The sequence below is a fragment of the Mesorhizobium sp. WSM4845 genome (assembly GCF_055811455.1).
This window is the reverse complement of the sequence record NZ_JBVVQA010000015.1, coordinates 30796-54093: the sequence shown is the minus strand read 5'-3', so window position 1 is coordinate 54093 and position 23298 is coordinate 30796. Positions and strand designations below refer to the sequence as shown.

Annotated in this window: 26 protein-coding genes; 16 read left to right on the top strand and 10 right to left on the bottom strand. The window is 64.4% G+C overall.

The annotated features are described in order from the left end of the window. Nucleotides 1-147: 147 nt before the first annotated feature. Genes AC0L2C_RS18210 through AC0L2C_RS18200 form a run of 3 tightly spaced genes read left to right on the top strand, consistent with a single transcriptional unit; the run spans nucleotide 148 to nucleotide 3655 of the window. Nucleotides 148-1659: an ABC transporter ATP-binding protein gene (locus tag AC0L2C_RS18210; protein WP_473524056.1), complete on the top strand. Its 1512-nt coding sequence runs from the start codon at nucleotides 148-150 to the stop codon at nucleotides 1657-1659. Beyond that, complete coding sequence (locus AC0L2C_RS18205) at nucleotides 1659-2711, top strand: ABC transporter permease (protein ID WP_287248345.1); 1053 nt, start codon at nucleotides 1659-1661, stop codon at nucleotides 2709-2711. The genes AC0L2C_RS18210 and AC0L2C_RS18205 overlap by 1 nt, the downstream gene beginning before the upstream one ends. Then, the gene (locus AC0L2C_RS18200; protein WP_023800524.1) at nucleotides 2711-3655 is read left to right on the top strand and encodes an ABC transporter permease; all 945 of its coding nucleotides are present in this window, start codon (nucleotides 2711-2713) and stop codon (nucleotides 3653-3655) included. Before AC0L2C_RS18205 ends, AC0L2C_RS18200 begins: the two co-directional genes overlap by 1 nt. A gap of 20 nt (nucleotides 3656-3675) precedes the next feature. Here AC0L2C_RS18200 and AC0L2C_RS18195 read toward each other — a convergent pair whose 3' ends face one another. The 5 genes from AC0L2C_RS18195 to AC0L2C_RS18175 all read right to left on the bottom strand — a co-directional run bounded on the left by AC0L2C_RS18195 (nucleotide 3676) and on the right by AC0L2C_RS18175 (nucleotide 6553). Further along, nucleotides 3676-3996, bottom strand: coding sequence for a hypothetical protein (locus AC0L2C_RS18195; RefSeq protein WP_473524055.1), 321 nt, complete (start codon nucleotides 3994-3996; stop codon nucleotides 3676-3678). Between the two features lie 4 nt (nucleotides 3997-4000). Continuing rightward, a complete protein-coding gene (locus AC0L2C_RS18190) occupies nucleotides 4001-4309 on the bottom strand; it encodes a YggT family protein (RefSeq protein ID WP_128173652.1) in 309 nt (102 codons plus the stop codon). Nucleotides 4310-4417: 108 nt separating this feature from the next. Further along, nucleotides 4418-5560, bottom strand: a complete 1143-nt coding sequence (locus tag AC0L2C_RS18185; RefSeq protein WP_473524054.1) for a VC_2705 family sodium/solute symporter — start codon at nucleotides 5558-5560, stop codon at nucleotides 4418-4420. A gap of 28 nt (nucleotides 5561-5588) precedes the next feature. After that, the gene (locus AC0L2C_RS18180) at nucleotides 5589-6284 is read right to left on the bottom strand and encodes a sodium:solute symporter family transporter (RefSeq protein WP_473524053.1); all 696 of its coding nucleotides are present in this window, start codon (nucleotides 6282-6284) and stop codon (nucleotides 5589-5591) included. Between the two features lie 14 nt (nucleotides 6285-6298). Further along, a complete protein-coding gene (locus AC0L2C_RS18175; protein ID WP_287213370.1) occupies nucleotides 6299-6553 on the bottom strand; it encodes a DUF4212 domain-containing protein in 255 nt (84 codons plus the stop codon). 297 nt (nucleotides 6554-6850) lie between these two features. On the opposite strand from AC0L2C_RS18175, the gene AC0L2C_RS18170 reads away from it, so the two are divergent. After that, entirely contained in the window at nucleotides 6851-7483 is a 633-nt protein-coding gene (locus AC0L2C_RS18170) for a hypothetical protein (protein ID WP_473524052.1), read from the top strand. Here AC0L2C_RS18170 and AC0L2C_RS18165 read toward each other — a convergent pair. After that, nucleotides 7380-9641: a DUF294 nucleotidyltransferase-like domain-containing protein gene (locus tag AC0L2C_RS18165; RefSeq protein WP_473524051.1), complete on the bottom strand. Its 2262-nt coding sequence runs from the start codon at nucleotides 9639-9641 to the stop codon at nucleotides 7380-7382. The genes AC0L2C_RS18170 and AC0L2C_RS18165 overlap by 104 nt on opposite strands. 271 nt (nucleotides 9642-9912) lie before the next feature. On the opposite strand from AC0L2C_RS18165, the gene AC0L2C_RS18160 reads away from it, so the two are divergent. The 3 genes from AC0L2C_RS18160 (at nucleotide 9913) to AC0L2C_RS18150 (ending at nucleotide 11738) form a co-directional block, all read left to right on the top strand. Further along, the gene (locus tag AC0L2C_RS18160; RefSeq protein WP_473524050.1) at nucleotides 9913-10305 is read left to right on the top strand and encodes a hypothetical protein; all 393 of its coding nucleotides are present in this window, start codon (nucleotides 9913-9915) and stop codon (nucleotides 10303-10305) included. Nucleotides 10306-10506: 201 nt separating this feature from the next. Continuing rightward, nucleotides 10507-10662 carry a hypothetical protein gene (locus tag AC0L2C_RS18155; RefSeq protein WP_091592315.1) on the top strand — a complete coding sequence of 52 codons (156 nt, stop codon included), beginning with the start codon at nucleotides 10507-10509 and terminating at the stop codon, nucleotides 10660-10662. Between the two features lie 131 nt (nucleotides 10663-10793). Continuing rightward, on the top strand, nucleotides 10794-11738 hold the full coding sequence (locus tag AC0L2C_RS18150) for an LLM class flavin-dependent oxidoreductase (RefSeq protein ID WP_128173692.1): 945 nt from the start codon (nucleotides 10794-10796) through the stop codon (nucleotides 11736-11738). Between the two features lie 71 nt (nucleotides 11739-11809). Here the strand turns inward: AC0L2C_RS18150 and fhuB are convergent, their stop codons facing one another. From fhuB to AC0L2C_RS18130, 4 genes are read right to left on the bottom strand one after another with little or no spacing between them, the layout of a single operon-like run. After that, nucleotides 11810-13786, bottom strand: coding sequence for a Fe(3+)-hydroxamate ABC transporter permease FhuB (fhuB, locus tag AC0L2C_RS18145; protein ID WP_473524049.1), 1977 nt, complete (start codon nucleotides 13784-13786; stop codon nucleotides 11810-11812). Between the two features lie 5 nt (nucleotides 13787-13791). Then, nucleotides 13792-14673, bottom strand: coding sequence for an ABC transporter substrate-binding protein (locus AC0L2C_RS18140; protein ID WP_419695163.1), 882 nt, complete (start codon nucleotides 14671-14673; stop codon nucleotides 13792-13794). Nucleotides 14674-14680: 7 nt separating this feature from the next. Further along, entirely contained in the window at nucleotides 14681-15874 is a 1194-nt protein-coding gene (locus AC0L2C_RS18135; RefSeq protein WP_473524085.1) for a TonB-dependent siderophore receptor, read from the bottom strand. Further along, nucleotides 15875-16855: a TonB-dependent siderophore receptor gene (locus AC0L2C_RS18130; RefSeq protein WP_473524048.1), complete on the bottom strand. Its 981-nt coding sequence runs from the start codon at nucleotides 16853-16855 to the stop codon at nucleotides 15875-15877. A gap of 229 nt (nucleotides 16856-17084) precedes the next feature. Between AC0L2C_RS18130 and AC0L2C_RS18125 the strand changes: the two genes are divergently transcribed. The 9 genes from AC0L2C_RS18125 to arsH all read left to right on the top strand — a co-directional run bounded on the left by AC0L2C_RS18125 (nucleotide 17085) and on the right by arsH (nucleotide 23289). Continuing rightward, nucleotides 17085-17876, top strand: coding sequence for an ATP-binding cassette domain-containing protein (locus AC0L2C_RS18125; RefSeq protein WP_128245870.1), 792 nt, complete (start codon nucleotides 17085-17087; stop codon nucleotides 17874-17876). 28 nt (nucleotides 17877-17904) lie between these two features. Next, nucleotides 17905-18864, top strand: a complete 960-nt coding sequence (gene exbB / locus AC0L2C_RS18120) for a tonB-system energizer ExbB (protein ID WP_473524047.1) — start codon at nucleotides 17905-17907, stop codon at nucleotides 18862-18864. A gap of 15 nt (nucleotides 18865-18879) precedes the next feature. After that, nucleotides 18880-19338 (top strand): TonB system transport protein ExbD, encoded by a 459-nt coding sequence (gene exbD, locus AC0L2C_RS18115; RefSeq protein ID WP_023800509.1) that lies wholly within the window; start codon nucleotides 18880-18882, stop codon nucleotides 19336-19338. Next, the gene (locus tag AC0L2C_RS18110) at nucleotides 19338-20321 is read left to right on the top strand and encodes a TonB family protein (protein WP_473524046.1); all 984 of its coding nucleotides are present in this window, start codon (nucleotides 19338-19340) and stop codon (nucleotides 20319-20321) included. The genes exbD and AC0L2C_RS18110 overlap by 1 nt, the downstream gene beginning before the upstream one ends. A gap of 278 nt (nucleotides 20322-20599) precedes the next feature. Then, complete coding sequence (locus AC0L2C_RS18105) at nucleotides 20600-20932, top strand: ArsR/SmtB family transcription factor (protein ID WP_473524045.1); 333 nt, start codon at nucleotides 20600-20602, stop codon at nucleotides 20930-20932. Nucleotides 20933-20948: 16 nt separating this feature from the next. After that, nucleotides 20949-21455 carry an arsenate reductase ArsC gene (locus AC0L2C_RS18100; RefSeq protein ID WP_473524044.1) on the top strand — a complete coding sequence of 169 codons (507 nt, stop codon included), beginning with the start codon at nucleotides 20949-20951 and terminating at the stop codon, nucleotides 21453-21455. A gap of 4 nt (nucleotides 21456-21459) precedes the next feature. Beyond that, on the top strand, nucleotides 21460-22149 hold the full coding sequence (locus tag AC0L2C_RS18095) for an aquaporin (RefSeq protein ID WP_473524043.1): 690 nt from the start codon (nucleotides 21460-21462) through the stop codon (nucleotides 22147-22149). Continuing rightward, nucleotides 22146-22568, top strand: a complete 423-nt coding sequence (gene arsC, locus AC0L2C_RS18090; RefSeq protein WP_091592329.1) for an arsenate reductase (glutaredoxin) — start codon at nucleotides 22146-22148, stop codon at nucleotides 22566-22568. Before AC0L2C_RS18095 ends, arsC begins: the two co-directional genes overlap by 4 nt. Beyond that, a complete protein-coding gene (gene arsH, locus AC0L2C_RS18085; RefSeq protein WP_473524042.1) occupies nucleotides 22561-23289 on the top strand; it encodes an arsenical resistance protein ArsH in 729 nt (242 codons plus the stop codon). Before arsC ends, arsH begins: the two co-directional genes overlap by 8 nt. The last annotated feature ends 9 nt before the right edge of the window (nucleotides 23290-23298 follow it).

The following is a 23298-nucleotide window of genomic DNA, read 5'->3' as shown; positions in this document are numbered from 1 at the left end:
GGGGCGGGTGGGGTCACCTCAGCTGCCTCGACCTTTAGAACGATAAGGATGGAGCGCGTCACACGGACCCCACCCGGCCCTTCGGGCCACCCTCCCCTCGAGGGGGAGGGATATCAGCGCCATCTCTCATCTGGAGCACCTTCGCCTTTGCCCGCCCCTCTCATCGAAATGCGCGGCATCTCCAAAAACTTCGGCGCCGTCGTGGCGAACGAAGCCGTCGATCTCAGCGTCGCACCCGGTGAGATTCTCGGGCTGCTCGGTGAAAATGGCGCCGGCAAGACGACGCTGATGAACGTGCTGTTCGGCGCCTATGCGCCCGACGCCGGCGAGATCCTGGTTCAGGGCCGGCCGGTGACGATCAACAACTCGGCCGATGCGCTCGCCGCCGGCATCGGCATGGTGCACCAGCACTTCCATCTGGCGCCGCGGCTTTCGGTGCTGGAAAACCTGCTGATCGGCATTCCCGGCAAATCGGGCCGGATCGACCGCGCCGGCGGGCTGGCGCGATTGGCGGAGATCGGCCGCCAGCATGGCCTCACGCTCGATCTGGACCTTCCCGTCTCGGCGCTGTCGATCGGCGAGCAGCAGCGGCTCGAAATCGTCAAGGCGCTGTTTCGCGGCGCAAGGCTGCTGATCCTCGACGAGCCGACGGCGGTGCTGGCGCCAACCGAGATCGACGGGCTGTTTTCGGCGCTGCGATCGATGGCGGCCCAGGGCCTCGGCATCATCTTCATCTCGCACAAGCTCAACGAGGTCAGGGCGCTGACCCATCGCTGCGTGGTGCTGCGGCATGGCCGCGTGACCGGGCGCGTCGACGCACCTGCCAGCACGACATCCCAGGACATGGCGCGGCTGATGTGCGGCCACGAGATCGTACCGCCGGCCAGGGGACCGTCGACGCCGGGTGCTGCGGTGCTGACCCTGGATGGCATCTCGACATCGCGTCGTTCAGGCATGGCGCTCGCCGATGTCTCGCTCTTTGTCCGCGCCGGCGAGATCCTCGGCATTGCCGGTGTCTCGGGCAACGGCCAGCGGGCGCTTGCCGAGGTGATCTCCGGCGTTCGCGCGCCCGATGCCGGCCGGATGACGATAGCCGGCAAAGCTGTCTCGCGGTTCTCGCCGCGCGAGGTGCAGGCGCTCGGTCTCGGGCGCATCCCGGAAGACCGGATGACGACGGGACTGGTCACCAACCTGCCGCTTGCCGATTCGATGGTGCTGCCGCGCATCGGCACCGGGGCGTTCAGCCGCAACGGTCTGCTCAGGCCCGATGCGATCCGCGCCTTCGCCGAAGAACAGATCAAGGCCTATGACATACGCTGCCCCGGGCCGATGACGCGGGCCGGAGCGCTGTCCGGCGGCAATCTGCAAAAGGCGCTGCTGGCGCGTGAGCTCGCCTTCGACCCCAAGGTGCTGATCGTGTCGCAGCCGACGCGCGGCCTCGACATTGGTGCGGCGCGCTTCATCCACGAAAAGTTCCTCGACATGCGTGCCAGGGGCTGCGGCATCGTCGTCATCGGCGAAGACCTCGAAGAGCTGCTGATGCTCTGCGACCGCATCGCGGTGATATATGAGGGGCGCATTGCCGGCACGCTGGCCAGCGCCGACGCCACCATCGCGCGGCTCGGACTGATGATGACCGGAGCGGGGGGCCATAGTTGATGTTCCGCCTCGAAGCCCGCACCTCAACGCCCGCCTGGTTCAACCTGGCTCTGCCGTTGCTGGCCATCGGCGCGACATTGGTGCTATGCAGCGGCCTCATTGCGCTGGCCGGCGCCGGGGTGATCGAGGCCTATGGCGTGATGTTCTCGGCGTCGCTGGGCGACAGCTACGCGATCACCGAAACCCTGGTGCGCGCAACACCGATGATCTTCACCGGCCTTGCCGTAGCGGTCGCCTTCCGCGCCAAATTCTGGAATATCGGCGCCGAGGGGCAGTTGCTTGCCGGTGCGGTGGCGAGCTGTGCGGTCGGCGCCATCCCGATGCCGGGACCGCTCGCCATGCTGCTGATGGCGCTCGCCGGCGCCGCCGCCGGTGCTGCGGTCGCCCTGATCCCGGCAACGCTGCGGGTGAAATTCAAAGTCGATGATGTCGTTAGTTCACTGCTGCTCAACTCGGTCATCTTCTACGCGTTGATGGCGCTGATCGAAGGCCCTTGGAAAGACAGTTTCAGCGGGTACCCGATCTCGCCGCCGATCGAGGATTCAGCGAATTTCCCGGTGCTGCTCGAAGGCACGCGGCTGCATATCGGCGTCGTGGCGGCTTTCGTGGCCGCACCGGTCATCTGGTTCCTGATTGCGCGCACGACGCTCGGCTTCAGGATCAGGGTGATCGGCGAAAATCCCGAGGCCGCGCGCTATGGCGGCATCCATGTCGAGCGGGTGCTGATCTCGACGGCGCTGCTGTCCGGGGCGCTCGCCGGCCTTGCCGGCGTCAGCGAAGTCGGCGGCGTGCATTTCCAGGTGATGAGCGACATCTCGCCGGGCTATGGCTATTCCGGCATCGTCGTCGCCATGCTGGCGAGGCTCAACCCGCTTGGCGTGATGCCGGCGGCGCTGTTCCTCGCCGCCGTCATGACCGGCGCCGAGGCGATGTCGCGGGCCACCGGCGTTCCCGCCTTCCTCAGCGACGTCATCCAGGGCACCGCGCTGCTCGCCATGCTGGTGGCGCTGCTGTTCACGGCCTATCGCATCCGCCGCGTCGGAGCCGCATGATGAGCGTCGTGCTCGAACAGATTTTTCAGGTCGGCTTCCTCGCCGCGATCATCCGCATCGCCACGCCTTTGGCTTTCGCGACGCTGGGCGAGATGTTTTCGGAGCGGGCCGGCGTGCTCAATCTCGGCATCGAAGGCATCATGCTGTTGTCGGCGATGACCGGCTTCACCGCGACCAGCCTCAGCGGCAGCCTGTGGCTCGGCGTGCTTGCGGCGGTGCTGACCGGTGCGCTGATGGGTGCCGTGCATGCGCTGTTCACGGTGGCTCTCGGCCTCAGCCAGCATGTCTGCGGCATCGGCGTGACGCTGTTCTCGTCGGGCCTCGCCTATTTCCTTTACCGGCTGATCTTCGGCCAGCAATCGGTGCCGCCCAGCATCAAGAGTTTCGAAACGCTGCCGATCCCTGTTCTCTCCGACATCCCGGTGCTCGGACCAGCCGTGTTCAACCAGTTTTCGCTGGTCTACATGGCGATGGCAGCCGTTCCCCTTGCCGCCTTCGTGCTCTATCGGACTCCGTGGGGCCTGTCGGTGCGCATGGTCGGCGAAAATCCGCGCGCCGCCGATTCGGCCGGCGTCGGCGTCATCGCCACTCGCTTCCAGGCGGTGATCCTTGGCGGTGCCCTGATGGGGCTGGCCGGGGCTTTCCTGTCGATGGTGCAGTTCAACGCCTTCACCTTCGGCCTCGTCTCCGGGCGTGGCTGGGTGGCGATCGCGCTCGTCGTCTTCGGCCGCTGGGATCCCTGGCGTTCGGCAGGGGCCGCCCTGCTGTTCGCCTTCGTCGATGCCCTGCAACTGCGCATGCAGGCGAGCGGGCTCGGCCATATCCCCTATGAGGCGTTCCTGATGCTGCCCTTCATCTTCACCATCGTCGCCATGGCGGTGATGTCGCGCAACGCCGTCGCGCCTTCGGCGCTCCTCAAGCCGTTCCGCCGCGAAGAACGCTGACAGGGCGGGGAAGGGAATTCTCAGCCACCGCTTAGCGCCCGCATCACATTCGGCAGCGCCGGCAGCGTCAGCAAAACCGTGCCCGCAAGCCAGATCGACGCGACGACGATGCTCCTGGGGCGCGCCGACCAGCGCTCATAGAGAGCGGCCGGCACGCCGGCGAGCATGATGGTCATCGTCGACAGGATCAGCGCACTTGCCATGTAGACGATCTGGCTCAGGGGAGGCGCCCAGCCCGGATACCAGATCGGATAGAACAGGAACACCATCAGCACCCACGGCGAAAAGATGCCGTTGACGATGGCGACCGCCATGACCGGGACAAGACAGTTTCTGTCCATTGCCTCAACCCCCCTGCGAAGCCATCGGCGCAATGCCGAAATTGATCAGAAAGACGAGGTAGAACACGCGCAAGGCCATAAGCCAGAGCACGCTGAAGACGATCACCACCGGCTGGGTCAGGATCGACGGCGTAATGCTCCGCACGGCCCGCAGGAACGGGTCCGTGACACTCTTGAAGAAGCGCCAGATGTAGTTGTCCCAGCTTTCGGGCACGAAGAGGCCGAGCAGGAGACGCCCCATCAGAGTGTACATCACCGCGGCAAGGATGAAATTCGGGATGTGGAAATACCAATAGGACCAGAAATCGTTCATGTGGGAGTTTCCAAGCAGCGGCGGCGCCGCGTTATGCCAGCGACGCCTCCAAAATGAAGGCGGGGTCCGTCACCGGACCCCGCCTTGAGCGCCGATCGCTATGCGCGATCAGGCAGTCTTTTCTTCCATCATCTGCTTGCCACGCGGCACACGGATTTCCTCGATGAAATCCTGCATATCCCGGGACGGCGCCCTGGTGAGAAGGCTGACGATGATCATCACGGCGAAGCCCACCGGCAGACCGAAGGCCGCCGACGAAATGTTCTTCACGCCCCACCACAGTTCCATATTCGGCGTCGCCTTGTCGAAGTCGGCGCCGTACTGGGTCATGACAAGGTAGAAGATGGTGATGCCGAAGCCCGCGATCATGCCGGCGACCGCACCGGCCGAGTTCGCCCGCTTCCACCAGACGCCGAGCACCAGCGCCGGGAACAGCCCGCCTGCCGCAAGCGAGAACGCCCACGACACCATCGACAGGATGTCCGACGGCTTGGTCGACGCGACGTAGGCGGCCAGCACGGCGACCATAACCAGCAGGATGCGGGACACGATCAGGCGCCGCGACGTCGGCGCATTCTGGTCGATCATCTTGTAGTAGATGTCGTGGCTGAGTGCGTTGGCGATGGCCAGCAGCAGGCCGTCCGCCGTCGACAGCGCGGCGGCAAGACCGCCGGCGGCGACGAGGCCCGAGATGACGTAAGGCATGCCGGCCATTTCCGGCGTCGCCAGCACGATCATGTCGGCGTTAAGGTTGATGTCGGCAAACGAAAGTGCCGTCACGCCCTTTTCGGCGCAGGCCGCGACGATCGCCGCGGTGTCTGTCGCCGCCTTGCCGCAGATCTGCACGAGCGTATTGTCGGCTGCGGCCCAGCGCATCATCCATCCGGCTTTCTCGGCGATGTTTTCGGGCGTCAGGCCCGACGCCACAAGGTCGAGCATCGTCCACTTGGCGAACGCCGCATAGGCGGGCGCAGTGAAGTAGAGGATGAAGATGAACAGCAGCGACCAGGCGACCGAGACACGCGCTTCACGCACCGACGGGGTGGTGAAGTAGCGCATCAGGACATGCGGCAATGACGCCGTTCCGACCATCAGGCAGAGGATGAGCAGGAAGTAGTTCTTGGCATCGTAGCCCCCATGCACGAATGGGGTGATGTGATGCACGGTGATGCCCTGCGCCGTCTCAAGCGCGGTGATGTTCGCCAGCGCCTGGCCTTGCATCAATTGTGGGATCGGCACGCCGGTTTTCACCGTCGACATCCAAATGACAGGGATGAGATTAGGCGATGATCAGCACGATGTACTGGGCGACCTGCGTCCAGGTGACTGCGCGCATGCCGCCCAGCATTGAGCAGACGAGAATGCCGGCCAGGCCGACATAGACCGCGACGTTGAAGTCGATGCCAAGGAAGCGCGCCGAGATCAGGCCAGTGCCGAAAATCTGCGCGACGACATAGGTAAACGAGCAGGAGAACAGAACGATCACGCCGATGAAGCGGGCAAGATTGCCGCCGTAGCGCGCCGACAGGAAGTCGGGAACCGTGTAGGCGCCGAACTTGCGCAGATAGGGCGCAACGAGGATGGCCACGAGCACGTAGCCGCCGGTCCAGCCGAGCACGAAGCCGAGACCATCATAGCCGAGCAGATAGAGCGAGCCAGCCATGCCGATGAAGGAGGCCGCCGACATCCAGTCGGCGCCGGTCGCCATGCCGTTGTAGAGCGCCGGTACGCGACGCCCGGCGACGTAATATTCACCAACGTGCATGGTGCGGCTCAGGACGCCGATCACGGCGTAGATGACGATGGTGAAGCCCATGAACAGGTAGCCGATGACAACATTCTCGACGCCCATGGCGCTCAAGACAGCCATCAGGATGATGAAGGCTATGAAGCCGCCGGTGTAGATGCCGTAGATGCGGCCGAGATTGGAGGTGAAGTCGCCTCCGCCTGCGGTGGTGGATGTCGTGTTAGCCATTGAAGTTCCCCCGATCAATCTTCATGGACGCCATGCTCTTCGTCGATCGCGTTCTGGCGCCGTGCGAACCAGAACAGCATGACGACGAAGGCGATGAGCGAACCCTGAGCGGCCATGTAGAAGCCGAGCGGAAAGCCAAAAATGACGATGCTGTTGAGTTGCTCCACGAACATGTGGATGACGTAACCGAAGAACACCCATAGGCCGAGCATGACGAACATGAGGCTCTTGGTCTTGTTCCAATAACTTATGCGGTCTGGCGTCGCCATAGCGTTGAACCCTCCCTAGGTTGGCAGCTTGCGAACCGTCTCGACCGCAAGGCGCCGTTTAAAGCTTGCCTCTTCCGCTGACGCGGAAGCCCTCCGGCATATGTCGCGGCCAAGCATAGAATCAGCCGACCGTAACTGTGGAGGAGTATCACTTTTTGTCGCGGCTGTTCATACGACTTTAGAATCGGTGAAAGGACTGGAGAATCGGTGAGAGGACTTGAATTGGCAAGAGGGCTGGCGGTGCGGCATCGCGGAGGCTAAACGGTCAACATCGGTTGGAACCGAAGGGAGAGCGCCATGGGCCTGCTGAACGACCTGTTGCCCGCGTTCCTGCGCAAGCCGCAGCCGATCGGCAGCGTCGGCGAACTGGCTGACTTCATGGATTCGCGCGCCGCCTTCCTGGCGCAGAAAAGCATCGTCGAGTTCTGCCGCGTCAGGGCAGGGGTATACTGGCAGAAGCTGTTCAGCGAGAAGGAATTCCAGGCGGCGCTCAGCCATTCGCGCTGGCGCGCCTACCCTGCGTGTTACGCGATGGTGGCGGAAATGGTGGAGGGTGCGCTGCGCGAACCCGCCGGCTTGCGCCAGCGAGGCCTGCCAGCGGCGCTGGAAAAAGTCGCCCTGGCAAGCTTCTCCAAATATGCCGTTCCGGCGGGCTCGCCCGCCACTTTCTGGGAGGACGCCGCCGAGCTCACACGTCAGCGCCTCGCCGCCACCCAGATCGGCCCGCCGCGCCCGGTGCGCGAGATCCCCGAGCCGCTGGCGCGAACGGTTTTCGAGATGGTACCGATCCACCCCAATCTGCTGACCAACGATTACGACTATATCTTCAATTTCCTGAGAATGAATCTGCTGCGCGCGCATGAGGATTTCCTGGTGCAGGCCGACCGCAGCGCCCTCGTCGACCAACTGCTTGGCGCCGCGCGCAGCTGAGTTTGTTTACTGTCCGGAGCGTCGCCGGCGATGCGAACATCAGGTCCCGCACCAGGTCGGGTGCCGACTGAAGGCGCTTGATGAGTGTCTTGAGCTGTGCCTGCTGATCGCGCGCCAGCGCATTGATCTCGGCGCGGTTGGATACCGGTATACCGGCGTAGATGTCACGCGTCTGCTGAGCGAGCACCAAGCCGATCAGCATGGCGTGGCCGGCCAGCATCGCCTTCATGTCGGGCCCGCCGCCAATATCCAGCGCGATCAGTCGCTCGAGCCGGGCACGCGTGCTCCGCTCGCGGATGCCGTGGCAAATTGCGAGCGTGCGTGCGGTCGCGACGATTGGAAAAAGGCCATGCTTCTTGATGTCCAGCCGGCCATTTTCAAGCTGAAGGCCGCCAAAGACAGTGAAGGGATTGCCGGTCGTCATCTGCTCGCCGAGCAGCTTCGCGAACACCGGCTCGGCGTGGGCACGGTCATAGGCATATTCGACGAACTGCGCGGCCAGCGTGGTGTCGCCATGCACCGGCCGCAGGTCGTAGACGATATCGACGTTGAGCAGGTCCTGAGGCCGCAGACGGCGAACCCAATCCTCGACGCGCCGCTTCCAGGTGTCGAGGCTTCCGCGGAATGCGGCATTCGAGGCCATTACACCGCCTTTGCAATACGGCACGCCTGAGATGTCGAGCATGTCGGCGAGCTTGGCGCCGAGATTATTGAACCAGCGATCTTCGGGCCCATCCGGCTCGCCATCTGCAAAGACGATTGCGTTGTCCTGGTCGGGGGCCATCAGGCTTTCGCCACGGCCGCCCGAGCCGAGCACAAGCACGGCGTAGGCGCAGGGCGGCGGGCCGTGACCTTCTATCTGCATCTGCTGTTCGGCAAGCACCGCGGCGCGGCGGGTAAGCGAGCAAAGTTCGTCGCTGATGATTTTCGCCACCACGCGCGGGTCGATTGCTTCGCCGATGAGCGATCGTACCACGCCCGGCAGCATCGACCAGCTGGCCGCCAGTTCGGCGGCATCCCTGGCATGTTCGATCGTGTCGTCGAGATCGATGGCAGCGGCGGCGCGAAGCCTCAGCAGGTCGCGCGCCGTAAGCACGCCGACCAGCATGCCGCCTTCGTCGCGGACGGCGAGGTGGCGGACTTTCAGCCGATCCATGCGGCCGATCGCCCGATAAGCGAAGGCGGCGGCGCGGATGCTTATCAGCGGTCGCGCTGCGATGTTTCCGACCGGCATGTCAAAAGCCCGCTCGGCGTCGGACGATATGCGGCGCAGCAGGTCACGCTCGGTAACGATGCCATAATCCTCGATCGCTTGATCCGGCGTTCCACGCTCGGACACGAGGACAGAGCTGATCTTGCGCTTGACCATGAGGTCGATGACCTGCCTTGTCGGCTTGGTCGACTTCACCACCACTGGCGGGCTGCTCATCAGGCTGCCGACGCGATGGCGATAGGCATAGGGATCAACCGGCTGAAACGCGGGAGCCTGGGGTCGCGACACCGGTTCGGCCCAGCCGGCGCGATGGCCGGCTTCGAGAGCGTCCGAAAGGGCAAGGCAGGCAACCTCGGCCTCTCCAAGTGTTCGGATGTTGCGTTTGCGCAACTCCGGAATCAACGCGGCAAAGATGTCTCCGGCCGCAATCGCATCGCCCAGAGCCGAATGCCGGCCGGTTATCTCCAGGCGAAGCCATCCGGCGATCGTTTCCAGCGAATGGTCTGCCAGATTGGGATTTGCTATGGTTGCAAGAAGCCGGACGCACAGCGCCCGAGGCTTTTTCCAGGGCAATCGGGCGCGTCGGCATTCGCGCTCCAATACCGCCAGGTCGAAGCCGATCGAATGGCCGACGAGGATGCGGTCGCCGACGAACTGCTGGAATTGCGCCCATGCATCCGGGAAGCTCCCGGCTCCGTCAACATCGGCATCGGTGATGCCGTGGACGAGCGAAGCCTCGGACGGGATTGCTTCACCGGGATCGATGAGGAGATCGAGCTGAGCTTGCCGGACGACCTTGCCACGCGCGATGCCGATCGCGCCAATCTGGACCACGCGCGCCCTGGTGGCGTCGGGCCCGGTTGTTTCGGTGTCGACGGCGGCAGCCGCAATTGCTATCAGCGGTGTCGCGCCGCTCGCCGGCTTCAATTCCGTCTCCTTCGGCATAGCCGATAGCCTTCCTCTGCCGGATGTCTTGCCCAGACAACGCCTGTCCTAGACAGCGCCTGTCGATGCCGGAAAGGTTCGATTCTGCTTTGCCATGCAACATAGAGCGCGCCGGCGGGCCGCGTCGATGGCCGAAGTCAGGCTATGGCGTTCGCAATGTTGCGCCGGGGAGTTGCGCGCCTGCACGTCCAGGCGGCCCATTCGCCTTAAAGTGATTTGATACGGTCGCAGCGCTCGCACATTGTCGGCGAGCTTGCTGCCGAGGGCGCCGATGGATGAGATCAGGCGGGTTGCTGTGGGGTGCATCGGGCGCGCCGTCATGTTCGGCTCGCTTGCCATTGGCTGTGTCATGGTCGGATTCTCCTTCAACCCGGTGTCTGCATTTCGCTCCGGCGCGTTCCTCACGCTGACCATGGTTCTGGCGCTGATGGGGAAAGCAACGACCGCAGCCTTCAAAAATCCCAAGCACACCGAAGTCTGGCTCTATCTCGATGAGAAATCGCGCCCAGCAGATGCCTCGGCACGACGGGTGTTCGGCACCATCATGGGCGACGTTTATAGACTCTACGCCCGGATCGCGCTCGGCGTCGCGGTCGGGTTCTTCCTTGTGTCGCTCGTGCTGATGCTGTTCGGCCTGGAAGCTTACAGGCCGCCCGCCAACTAGGCGGCCGCTCCGCCCATCCCTGCCCGCCCGCACGACCGGGCGTTTTGCCATCGGGCCGATCGGCCTCGGAAAGTGCCGCGCTAAGCAGCAAACAAACCAAATTGTCCTCAGGTTGGAGAAAAACATTCTAAGGATCGCTGGAAAATAGCACTCGACAAAGTCTACTGATTTAATAGATTAACTGCCGAGACGGAGGTCGATATGTCCTATTTCCAGAACGCCCACACTGCCCGCAAAGGCCAAAGGCTCGGTTCCGAGCAGACTTGGCGGCCGGCCTATGCGGGCGCCTTTGCCTATCTCGTCTTTGCCCTTGCGTTCGTGTTCACCGGGGCGGTCGTTCTGGGTTTTGTTCCCTGACTATGGAGCCCGCGAGTCATCGGGCCTGACTAAAGGGATAGCTGTCTGCCGTTTCGCGATATCGGAGTTGAATGAACCGAGTCCCGGTGCGCTTTCGCGCGCTTGACCCCAACGTGATGGAGGAGATGGCAATGCCGTTCGAGTTCACGCATGTTCCCGGTAAAACTCACCCGGCCGACCCAACCGCGCCGTTTTTCTACGATTTCGCGGAAACCGCGACAAAGCTCTCGCTGATCGAGGACATCGGTTTCCAGAAAATCGTCGTCGACGATCCGGCCGGGCTGCTGACCAATATGGATATTGCCGCCCGGGCGCTGGACCGCACTTCTTCGCTCGAGATCGTTCTCACGCATTGGGCTGGTGTGATCGACCCGACGGTGGCGGCACGGCAATTGGCGGCCCTCGACGCGAAAAGCGGCGGTCGGCTGTCGCTCAGGATGCTCAGCGAGCCGCTGAACGACGACGATGCCGAAACACGCCCGGTCGGTCACACGGTCGTCTGGCAGCGCATCGATGAATATCTGGTGCTGCTGAAACGGTTGTGGTCGAACGACAGGCCGTTCGACCATGAAGGCGCCTTCTACAGCGTCAGCGGCGGCTATGTCCCGCGCAAGGGGCCGCGTAGCGCCGGCGTGAGCATCCGCATGGGCGGACGGTCCGGAACGGCGCTCAGGGTCGCCGGGCGGCATGCCGATGTCTTCGAGCTGACGCCGGGTTCGCTCGACGAGATCCGGCAACTGATGGAGCGGGTTCGCAATGCCGCCGCCGAACACGGTCGGGCCGGCAAGCTGCGTTTCGCGCTCCCCGTCCGGATCCGTTCGGAGGGCAACGCTTCCTGCCAGAAGGCGGTCGAATTTGTCGGACCACCGGCACAAGTCGCGCTTTCCCTGCTTCCTTATGCTGCCCTGGGAATCGAGGAGTTCATGATCGTCGGTGTCGACAGGCCGGGCGGCATCGCGGCGGCGGGCCGCGAGGTGATCGCGCTGCTGCGCAATTCGCTGACGCGCCGCGAGGCCGATGTCCCTCAGCCCGGCGCGTTTGCGCCTCGCGTGATCCGCGAAGCACGCGCCGGCTGAGCGCGTGCTATGCGCTTTGTGGTCGCCAACCGAAGCGCGTGGCGGGGCCGCTCATTGCCGGCCGTTCCACATCAGCACCATGAAGTAAGGCCCGCCAACCAGGGCAGCAAGCAAACCCGCCGGAATCTGCCACGGGAAATCAGCATCCGGCCGGCCCAGTCGGCCGAGACAAGCATCATCCCGCCAAGCATCGCGGAAGCGAAAAGCTGCGGCAAGGCGCGTTGAAGACCGAGCATGCGGGCCAGGTGCGGCGCCATCAATCCGACGAAGCTCAGCGGCCCGATGACCAGCGTGGCTATTGTCGTCGGCACCGAGATAAGCACCAGGAGCACGACCCGCACGCGAACCAGGCTAAGCCCGAGCCCGCGCGAGGCGGCTTCTCCAAGCGGCAGGATTTCCAGCCAGCGGCTGGTGAGGGGCACGATGGCGAGCAGAGCAGTCGCCGCCACCGCGGCGATTGTGGCATCGGCGGCGGTGGCCCGGTAGGTGGAGCCGGACAGCCAGCCGATCAGCGTATCGAGCCGAGGATCGCCGCTGGCGAGCATCACCGCCGAGAATGCCGACGCCATCGTCGCCACGGCGACCCCGGAAAGCAGCAACCGATCAGGTGCGAGGGGCTGCTGGCGGCCGGTCGGCGAAACCATCGCCAGGCTGACCAGCGCCCCGACGAGACCGGCCGCGATCATCGCCGGGCGGTTGACATCAGAAGTCGCGACGAAGAGCAGCAGTATGCCTAGCGAGGCGCCGCCTGAGATACCCAGCACCTCGGGCGCCGCCATCGGACTGCCGGTCACCCGCTGCATCAGCGTGCCGACCACGCCCAGCATCATACCAGCGCAAACCGCGACGACGATGCGAGGCGCCCTGAGCGGCAGCAGGTCGGCAAGTTCGGCGGCCGAGGCCACGTGCCAGCCGGTCGCGCCTCGCCCGACAACAAGCGCGGCGCAGAGAAGAAACGCCATCGCGATGAGCCCGAGCAGCAGACAGGGCCACCCGCTGCGCCTGCGCACGGAAGCCAGCATGGTGCCGTCCCGATCCGGGCTGGTGCGCAATTTCGGCAGGAGAAGAAACAGCAGCGGCGCACCGAGGAAAGCAGTCGCCACGCCTGCCGGGATTTCGGAGGTAAACGGCAGGACCTGCACCAGCCGGTCGGTCAGCCACAACAGCATGGCGCCCGCAAGCGGCGCCCAGATCATGCGCTGGCGCAGGGTCCGTGCGCCGGCGAGCCTGACCAGCGCCGGCGCCACAAGCGCCACGAAGCTGATGACGCCGACGGCTGCGACCACCATGCTGCTCAGCGCGACGGCGACGGTCATCCCGGCCAGCCGTGTCACCACGGGTTTCGTGCCGAGACTTTCGGCTCCCTCGTCGCTCAGGTCGAGAAGCCGCAGTGGCCGGAGCAGAAGGAAGGCAGCAATGCCGGCCATCGCCAGCCATGGCGCGAACCCGAGCACCACGGCATCGCCGTTCTGGATTAGGGAACCGCTCTGCCAGATGAAGAGTTCCTCGGAATATTCGCGGTTGGCCGCCATCAGCAGGGCGCTTGCCGAACTGCATGTGAGGCTGACCACCAGGCCGGAAATGATGATCGCGACCGGCGAAAAACTCCGGCCCCGGGCCAGAGCCAAAACCGCCAGCGTCGACAGGGCGCCGCCGGCGAGCGCCACCCATTCGCGACCTTGCTCCAGCATCCACGGCGCGTAGAGCGTGGCGATCGTCAGGGCGACGGTGGCGCCGGCATTGGTGCCGATGGTCGTCGGCTCGGCGAGCGGATTGCGCAGCAGCTGCTGGAGCAGCGTGCCGGTCAGGCCGAGCGCCGCGCCGGCCAGCAGACTGATCGCCAAACGCGGCAGAAACGCATGCCGGTAAAGCAGCTGCCGCGGATCGGCAAAGTCGGTCGTCCCGAGCGACTGCCACCATATGTCTGCGGGCAACAGGCGCAAAAGCCCGGCAGCGGTGAGATAGGCGGCGAGCACCGCCGGCACGCCGACGAGGGCGACGAGCATCCCTGCCTTGAAACGAGCACGATGGCCGGCTGTGGACTGCATGATGGTCATGCCCGGGCCAAAAACGTCGCAAAACGGGTAGCGGCGGCTAGCCCGCCAAACGGCCATACTGGCGGGATTGTCCTGACGTTGCCGGCCTTGACGCAGGGAAGGTTCGCCCAGAGGCTGCTCTGGTCGATCCTGATCTTCACATGCGGCGGGATCGGATCGAGCGAAATCACGCGGGCCTCGCCGATCGCAACCAGCTCTTCGATGCCCAGCATGGAAAAGCCCCAGCTATCGGTCGGCGCCGTCCAGGCGTTGGTGAGGCTCAACCTGTCGAGCACGTCCTGGAACAGACTGCCCTTGCCGTAGACGCGGACGTGACGGTCGTCGAACATGCTGACCACCGCGAGCGGCCGCTTTGCCCGTTGTGAAAATTGTGCTCTGATCTGGGCGATTGCCGCCGCCGTCGCCTGGATGAGGCGCTGAGCCTCAGCCTCGCGGCCGAGCTTTGAGCCAAGTTTCAGCGTCTCATCCTCGGCCTGGCGATAAGGCGCATCGGTGCCATCGTAGAAGGGCACGGTGTGCAGCGGCGCGATCCGCCTGAACGGAGCTTCGTCCAATCCATAGCCATAAGCGCCGACGATAAGATCGGGCTTGAGTTCCAGGAGCAGTTCGAGATTGGGCTCGCCGCGCGAGCCGAGATCGCGGCAGCCGGCGGGAAGAGCCGGACCCGCGACCCAGTCGCGGTAACCTTTGGTGTCGGCGACCGCCACCGGTCCGATCCCGAGCGAGACGACCATCTCGGCCGAGGTCCATTCGAGGCAGGCGATGCGCGGCAGTGGCGCGGCATGCGCCGGGTCGCCGCGCAGGCCGAGGCTCGTCGCGGCCAGGCCGGCCAGACACCGGCGCCGCGTCAGTGGCGCCAATTGGGTCCGGGCCTGCACGCGCGGGTCACCATGTGTACTTCACCGAGCCGTTGATCCGGCGACCCTCGCCATAAAAGCAGCCGAAGCTTTCCGCGTAGCAGGAGGCGACATAGCGCTTGTCGAACAGATTGCTGACATTGAGGTTCAGCTCGGCGTTCCGCCATTCGTAGTGGAGTGCGGCATCGACAAGCGTGACTGCCGGCACTTTGAAAGTGTTGGCGTCGTCGCCGAAGGTCGAGCCGACATAGCGGATGCCGGCGCCGAGCCCGAAGCCTTCCAATTTGCCGCTGCCGACGGTGTAATTCGCCCACAGCGAGGCCGCATGCTCCGGCACGCCGAATGGGGTGTTGCCCTCATCGCTGATTGTCTCGCCACTATCGTCATCGACGGTGATCGAGGTGGCCTTGGTGATCTCGGTGTCGAGATAGGTATAGGCCGCCCGGAAATCGAAGCCTGAATCGAGGCTCGCAACAGCTTCCAGCTCGATGCCGCGCGACCTGATCTCGCCGGTCTGGAAGATGTCGTTGGGCGCGCCAACACCGCCATAGCGTACGACATTCTGCCGGGCCAGGTCGAACGCCGAAACGGTGACGAAGGCGTTCCAGCCGACCGGCTGGTATTTCAGCCCGACCTCGTACTGCTTGCCGGTTTCGGGCACGAGCGGATTGCCATTGCTGTCGGGGCCGGACACCGGCTGGAACGATTCGGAATAGCTGACATAAGGGGCAAGGCCATTGTCGGCGAGATAAAGCAGACCGGCGCGGCTGGTGAAGGCGTCGTCCTTCTGGCGAGGGACGAAAGCGCCGGCCAGATTGTCGTGGACTTTCGCGTCGGCCCAGTCCTGGCGGCCGCCCAGCGTCAGCCGCCAGTTGCCCAGCTTGATCTGGTCCTGCGCGTAGAGGCCGACCTGCGATTGGGTGGTGTCGGTATCTGTATAGGGCGTCATTTCGCCGACCGGATAGCCATAGACAGGGTCGAAAATATTGAAATGATCGTCGATCATATCGTTGCTGGCGGCATAGTCGCGGTAGGTGTAGCGCTTGTAGTCGAGGCCGAGAAGCAGCGTGTGGGCGAGCGGCCCGGTGTCGAAATCGGCCTGCGCCTGATTGTCGATGGTCACGCCGCTGAGCCTGCTGCCGCCGGCATCGGCATAGCGGGAATAGTCGCCCTCATCATTCAGAAGGCCGCCGCCGAAGACGCCTTCCTCATAGTGCTTCAGTTAGACGTAGCGGGCATGCTGGCGGACCTGCCACGTCTCGTTGAGGCGGTGTTCCAACTCGTAACCGATCGACGCCTGGTCGTTGTCGTAGGTGTCGAAGCCCGGTTCGCCGACGAACATGCTGTTCGGCAGGTATTTTCCGTCCCTGCCCGGCCTGATCGTGCCATATGCCGGCAGATACTGCATCGCCCAGCCGGACCGGTCGCGCTGATAGTTGGCGAGGATGGTCAGGCTGGTATCGGCATCGGGCTGCCAGGTCAGCGCCGGCGCGATGAAGATGCGGTCGTCCTCGACGAAGTCTGTCTGCGTATCGCCGGTGTGGGCGGCGCCGGTGAGGCGGAACAGCAGCGACTTGTCGGCGTTGACAGCCCCGCTGAAGTCGAACTTTCCTTCATAGCGGTCGAAGCTTCCGGCGCCGAGCTCAACCTCGCGGAGGTTCTCCTCTGTCGGACGCTTGCTAACATAGTTGATGATGCCGCCAGGACTTGCCTGGCCGTAAAGAACCGATGCCGGCCCGCGCAGGATTTCGTAGCGTTCGGCACCGTAGGAATCGAGCGCCGTGAACAGCGTGAAATTGCTTTCCTTGAGCTGCAGCCCGTCCTTGTAGAAGACGCCGCTGGAGTTCGAAATGCCGCGCATCTGCAAGCCGTGGCCACGATTGTCGGTGCCGTAGAGATTGCCGGTTGCGCCTGGCGTATACCGCAGCGCGCTGTTCAGGCTGTCCACCGCCTGCGCTTCCATCTGGTCTTTGGTGATGACCGATATCGACTGCGGCGTCTCGATCAGCGGTGTTTCGGTCTTGGTAGCGGTGGAGCCCTGGGTGGCGACATAGCCGTCGACCGTCCCAAAGGCGCTTTCGACGCGTTCCTGAATATTGATCGGGTCGAGAGTGGTGGTCGCCTCCTGCGCGACGGCGTGACCGCCGCCAAGCAGCACCGGCAGCGACATCGCCGCGACCAGCAGGTTTCGGCGCGCAGTCACTTCGCTTTGAGTTCTTCCGCGACCTGAACCAACGACCATCTCGGCGCGCTCCACATTTCGTGTTCGACGCAAATCCGGCGCGTCACGACATTTTGTTGACTCGAGAAGTCATCTTCATTGTTGACTAGTAAACTCATGTTTCATAGTCAACCGGACATCGGCGCCCGCAAACCGGATTGCCGAAAACCGGATTTCGAAATGCGCGCAAAGCTGGAGTGAGGCCGAGACCGTGGCAGGAATTCATGCCCAGACTGCCTTCCATGTCGAAGCGGTGCGGTTCGCTGTCGGCGAGCGGACGCTGCTCGGTCCCGTCACACTCGAGTTGCAACGCTCGCGCGTCTATGGGCTGATCGGGCACAACGGCTCGGGCAAGTCGACGCTGATCAAGCTCCTGGCGCGCCAGCAGCCGGCAAGCTCGGGCGGCATAACCTTCGCGCAGCGGCCGCTGGTGCAGTGGCGCGCGCGTGAACTGGCGCGCGCGCTCGCCTATCTGCCGCAGACGACGCCGGCGGCGACCGGCCTGACGGTGCGCGAACTGGCGACGCTCGGCCGCTATCCCTGGCATGGCGCGCTCGGTCGTTTCGGGCATGAGGACAGGCGCCATGTCGAGGAGGCGCTTGTCCTGACCGATATGGCTGACTTCACCGACCGGCTGGTCGACGAATTATCCGGCGGCGAGCGCCAGCGCGCATGGCTGGCCATGCTGGTGGCGCAGAATGCCGGCGTCATGCTGCTCGACGAGCCGATCTCGGCGCTCGACATCGCCCATCAGGTCGAGGTGCTGGGGCTGGTCAGGGACCTCAGCCGCAAGCGCGACCTGTGCGTCGTCGTCGTGCTGCACGATCCCAACATGGCGGCGCGCTACTGCGACGAATTGATCGCGCTGAAGGACGGCAGGCTGCTGACGCGCGGCACGCCGGACCAGATCATGCAGGGCGACGTGCTCAAAGGTATTTTCGGTGTCGAGATGGGCGTGTTTGCGCACCCCGTCACCGGCCAGCCCATCGGCTATGTGCAATGAGGCCACTGTGAGAATAAGGAAGAAGCCCTTGTCCAGACATGGTTTGTTCGCGGCGTTGTTCGCATCCGCCATCCTGTCGGCCGGCGGCGCAGCCGCCCAGGAGCAACCGGAGGCAGCCGCCCAGGAGCAACCGGGCGCGGCCCCGGCGATCGAGGCGCCGGCTCCAGTGCCTGGGCAGGCTGCGCCAGACGCCGCCGCGCCACCGGCGACGCAGCCCGGCGTGACAACACCTATCGAGACAACGCCTACCGAGACTGGTCCTTCGACGGCAACGTCCCTGACCCTGCCGCGTGACCTGTCGCCATGGGGCATGTTCATGGCGGCCGACATCGTCGTGAAAGCGGTGATGATCGGGTTGGCTTTTGCGTCCTTCGTCACCTGGACGATATGGCTGGCCAAATCGCTGGAGATCCTAGGCGGCAAGCTGCGCGCCCGCCGCGCGGCACAAGCGATCGGCAATGCCGCGACGTTGAACCAGGCCGGGCGCGCGCTTGGCCATAATACCGGTCCTGGCGCCCTGCTGGTGCGGGCAGCCGAGGAAGAGACCGCGCTTTCGGCCGGCTCGCTCGACCATGTGTCCGGCGACGGGCTGAAGGAACGGGTCACCTCGCGCCTGTCGCGCATCGAGGCGGCGGCGGCGCGGCGCGTGTCGCGCGGCACCGGCGTGCTGGCGACAATCGGCTCGACCGCGCCCTTCGTCGGCCTGTTCGGCACCGTCTGGGGCATCATGAATGCCTTCATCGGCATCTCGCAGGCGCAGACCACCAACCTCGCCGTCGTTGCCCCGGGCATTGCGGAAGCCTTGCTGGCCACGGCGATGGGCCTTGTCGCGGCGATCCCGGCGGTGGTCATCTACAACGTCTTCGCGCGATCGATAGCCGGCTACAGGCAGATCCTTGCCGATGCGTCGGCAGGGGTCGAGCGGCTGGTCAGCCGGGATCTGGATTTCCGCACGGTCGCGCCGGCAAAGCAGATGGCCGCGGAATGAACACGGAGCGACGCCATGGCGGCTAGAATTCGAGAGAACATCGACGGCGATCTCGAGGAAAATCACGAGATCAACGTCACGCCGTTCATCGACGTGATCCTGGTTCTGCTGATCATCTTCATGGTCGCGGCGCCGCTGGCGACCGTGGATGTCAATGTCGACCTGCCGGGCTCGACCGCAACGCCTGCGCCTCGACCGGAGACGCCGCTGTTCCTGACGCTGAAGAACGATCTCAGCCTGGCGATCGGCAACGACAGCGTGCCGCGCGCAGCCTTCGCCGCCGCGCTGGTCGGCAGGACAAAAGGCGACAGGCAGACGCGCATCTTCCTGCGCGCCGACAAGGCGGTCGGCTACGGCGAGCTGATGGAGGTGATGAACCTTTTGCGCGGCGCCGGCTATCTGAAGATCGCGCTGGTTGGCCTCGAGACAGCGCCCGGCGATGCCGCGGCGCCGCAAGTCGGAACCGGCCAATAATGTCGCCGGCGGCCGCCCTGCCGATGGCCGATCAGCGGCGTTTCGGCGCGCGCGAGATCGCCTGGTGGGCGGGCGCGGCTGCGCTGGTCCTGATGGCGCATGCCGCGGTCGGCTATGCGATGCAGGGCTGGCGCCCGGCCGAGCCCGATGGCGGGCCGCCGCAGGCGCAGGTGATCGAGCTGTCGCCAATGGCGCTCACGCCGGCCGAGCCGGCGCCGATATCGGATGAGATAGCGCCCGATCAGCCGGACCCGGCCGAGGAGCCCGAGATAACCGAAACGGAGCCTCCGCCCGAACCGCCCGTCGAGCAGGCCGAGCCGGTCACCGAGCCATCGGAGGCCGCTCCGGCCGACACGGTCGAGCCGACCCCGCCGACAGTGGCCGAACGGGTCGACCAGCCGCCGCTCGAGGAGGTCGTGCCCGAAATTGCCGAAGCCGTCACGCCGGAAGTGGTCGTTCCGCTGCCGCAGCCGAAACCGGTCGACAAACCCGTCGAGGCCAAGCCAAAGAAACAGGCAAAGACTGAGGTAAAGGAGCCGGCTGAGGTCAAGGCGAAGAAGCCTGTCAAAGAAGCCAAAAAGCGTCCGAAAAAGGAAAAGGCCACACCGCCGCGGACGAAGGCCAGTGTCGCTGCGACATCCGCAGCCAGGGCGGCCGCCCCGAAATCGGCCAAAGCAACGGCTGCGAGATCCGGCGTGAGTCCGGACAGGTGGAATTCGCGGTTGCGTGCATGGATAAGACGGCACACAAATTATCCAAGGGCGGCGAAGGCCCGGCGCGCGGAAGGCAGTCCGAGCGTGACCTTCACGATCGACGGATCCGGCCGGGTCCTGTCCGCCCGGCTGGCTCGTTCCTCCGGCGATCCAGACCTCGATAGCGCGGCGCTCAGCGCATTACAGGGCGCGTCCGTGCCGGAGCCACCGCCGGAACTCGGCTCCCGCATAACCCGCACCGCGCCATTCTCGTTCGCCCTGCGCAACTAAGTTCCTCGGCACAGTGATTTTGACAGGTCTGGGCCGGCAGCGAACGTCGACAATTCGGTCCAGTGGCAAACCGCCAACCTCTAGGATTAGCCGAATCATCCTCCACTTCGTCATCCCAGGGCGGAGCAAGGAGCGAAGCGACGCGGCGCAGACCCTGGGATCCATTCCGTGACATCAGCCGAAGAATGCAGCGGCTCAGAAGTGGCCGGCCTCTTGCCTATGTCATCTGTCTGTCACATACCGGCCATATACATCGATAGTTCCGGATTTTAGGATATATGGATAAGAACGCCGCTCTTCTCGCACTGGCAGCGCTTGGCCAGGACACCAGGCTCGAAGTGTTTCGCCTGCTGGTGCGGGCGGGCGCAGACGGTGTGCCTGCCGGGGAGATCGCCACGCGCCTCGGTGCGGTGCAGAACACCATGTCGGCGCATCTGAAGGTTCTCGACCATGCCGGCCTGGTTCGCGCCGAGCGCGACGGCCGGACGATCCGTTACGTCGCCGACATGACCGGCTTTCGCGATCTGCTTGCCTATCTCATGGAGGATTGCTGCAACGGCGCGCCAGAACTCTGCCAGCCGGTCATTCAGGCCGTGACTTGCAACTGCTAGAAGGGAGGACCACCCCATGAATGACCCATACAACGTGCTTTTTCTGTGCACCGGCAATTCGGCACGGTCGATCCTTGGCGAAGCGATCCTCAACCGTGTCGGCGCCGGCAAGTTCAGGGCCTATTCGGCCGGATCGCACCCGAAGGGAGAGGTCCATCCCTACGCGCTCCAGCTGTTGAAAACCCTCAACCACGACACGTCCTTCGCCCGCTCGAAAGACTGGCAGGAATTCGCGGCTCCTGGCGCCCCGGAGATGAATTTCGTTTTCACCGTCTGCGACAACGCGGCAAATGAAGCCTGCCCGGTCTGGCCGGGACAGCCGATGACCGCGCATTGGGGCGTGCCCGACCCGGCCGCCGTGGACGGCACCGACGCCGAAAAGCATCTGGCCTTCGCCGAAGCCTATCGCATGCTCAACAACCGGATCTCGATCTTCGTCAGCCTGCCGATGAACACCATCGACAAACTCGCGCTGCAGAAACGGCTCGATGAAATCGGCCGCGATCTGCCGAAGGCCGGCTGACATCATGGCGGCTGACCTGTCCCGCCGCATCGTCGCGGAAGCGCTCGGCACGGCAATGCTGGTCGCGACGGTCGTCGGCTCCGGCATCATGGCGGATCGTCTGACGGACGATGTGGGTCTCTCCCTGCTCGGCAACACGCTGCCGACTGGAGCGATTTTGGTGGTGCTGATCACCATACTCGGACCGATTTCCGGGGCGCATTTCAATCCGGCGGTGACGCTGGTCTTTGCCCTCAGGCGGGAAATCGAAGCGAACGCTGCACTGGCCTATCTGATCGCCCAGATTGCCGGCGGCGTCGCCGGAACGCTGCTGGCGCATGCCATGTTCGAGCTGCCGATTCTGCAGATCTCGCAAACCGTGCGGACCGGAAACGGACAATGGATTGCGGAGTTGGTGGCCGCTTTCGGGCTGGTCTTCACCATTCTGGCCGGCCTTCGCTTCCGTTCGGATGCCATCCCCTGGCTGGTCGGCCTCTACATCACCGCGGCCTATTGGTTCACGGCCTCGACCTCGTTTGCCAATCCGGCAGTCGCCATCGCGCGGGCGGTTTCCAACACCTTCGCGGGCATCCGGCCGATAGACCTGCCGGCGTTCATCGTCGCCGAGCTGCTGGGCGCGCTGCTTGCCATGGCGTTGGCAGGATGGCTGCTCGCTGAACCCAAGCCAATCAGACAGATGAGAGCCGCGAAATGACCATCACCATCTACCACAATCCCAACTGCGGCACCTCGCGCAACACGCTCGCCATCATCCGGCAGTCCGGCGAAGAGCCTGAGGTGATCGAGTATCTGAAAAACCCGCCGTCGCGTGAACGGCTGGTCGAGCTGATCGCGGCGATGGGGATGACGCCGCGCCAATTGCTGCGCGAGAAGGGCACGCCATACGCCGAGCTCAATCTCGGCGATCCCAAATGGACCGACGACGAGATCGTCGATTTCATGCTGGCGCATCCGATCCTGATCAACCGGCCGATCGTGGTGACGCCGCTTGGCACCATGCTTGCTCGGCCGTCCGAAGCGGTTCTCGACATCCTGCCCAATCCTGAGATCGGGCCGTTCGCCAAGGAAGACGGCGAAGTCGTCATCGATGCGCAGGGCAAGCGCGTTGCCTGACCTAGTGCCCGAAGACTCGCTTCCGAACGTCGACGAAGACCAGTTCCGGCCGATCGACCTGCCGGCGCTGCTCGACGTGCCGCGGTCGATCCACAAACCTCGCGTGCTGATGCTCTACGGCTCGCTGCGCGAGCGGTCCTATTCGCGGCTCGCGACGGAGGAGGCGGCTCGCATTTTGCGCCGCCTGGGCGCCGAGGTGCGCATCTACAATCCCTCCGGCCTGCCACTGCCGGATTCGACCTCGGCCGACCACGCCAAAGTCCAGGAGCTGCGAGACCTGTCGATCTGGTCGGAAGCGCAGGTCTGGTGCTCGCCGGAGCGGCATGGCTCGATGACGGGAGTGATGAAGGCGCAGATCGACTGGCTGCCGCTCTCGGCCGGCGGCGTCAGGACGACGCAAGGCCGCACGCTCGCGGTGATGCAGGTGTCTGGCGGCTCGCAGAGTTTCAACGCCGTCAACCAGCTTCGTATCCTCGGCCGCTGGATGCGAATGGTCACCATCCCCAACCAGTCGTCGGTAGCCAAGGCTTTCAACGAGTTCGACGAGGCCGGCCGGATGAAGCCGTCGTCGTACTATAACAGGATGGTCGACGTGATGGAGGAGCTGATGAAGTTCACGCTGCTCTTGCGTGACCGGTCCGCCTATCTCACGGACCGTTATTCCGAGCGTGTCGAAAGCGCCGAAGCGGTTGCCGAGCGGGTCAATCAGCGGTCGATTTGAGAGCGGGTG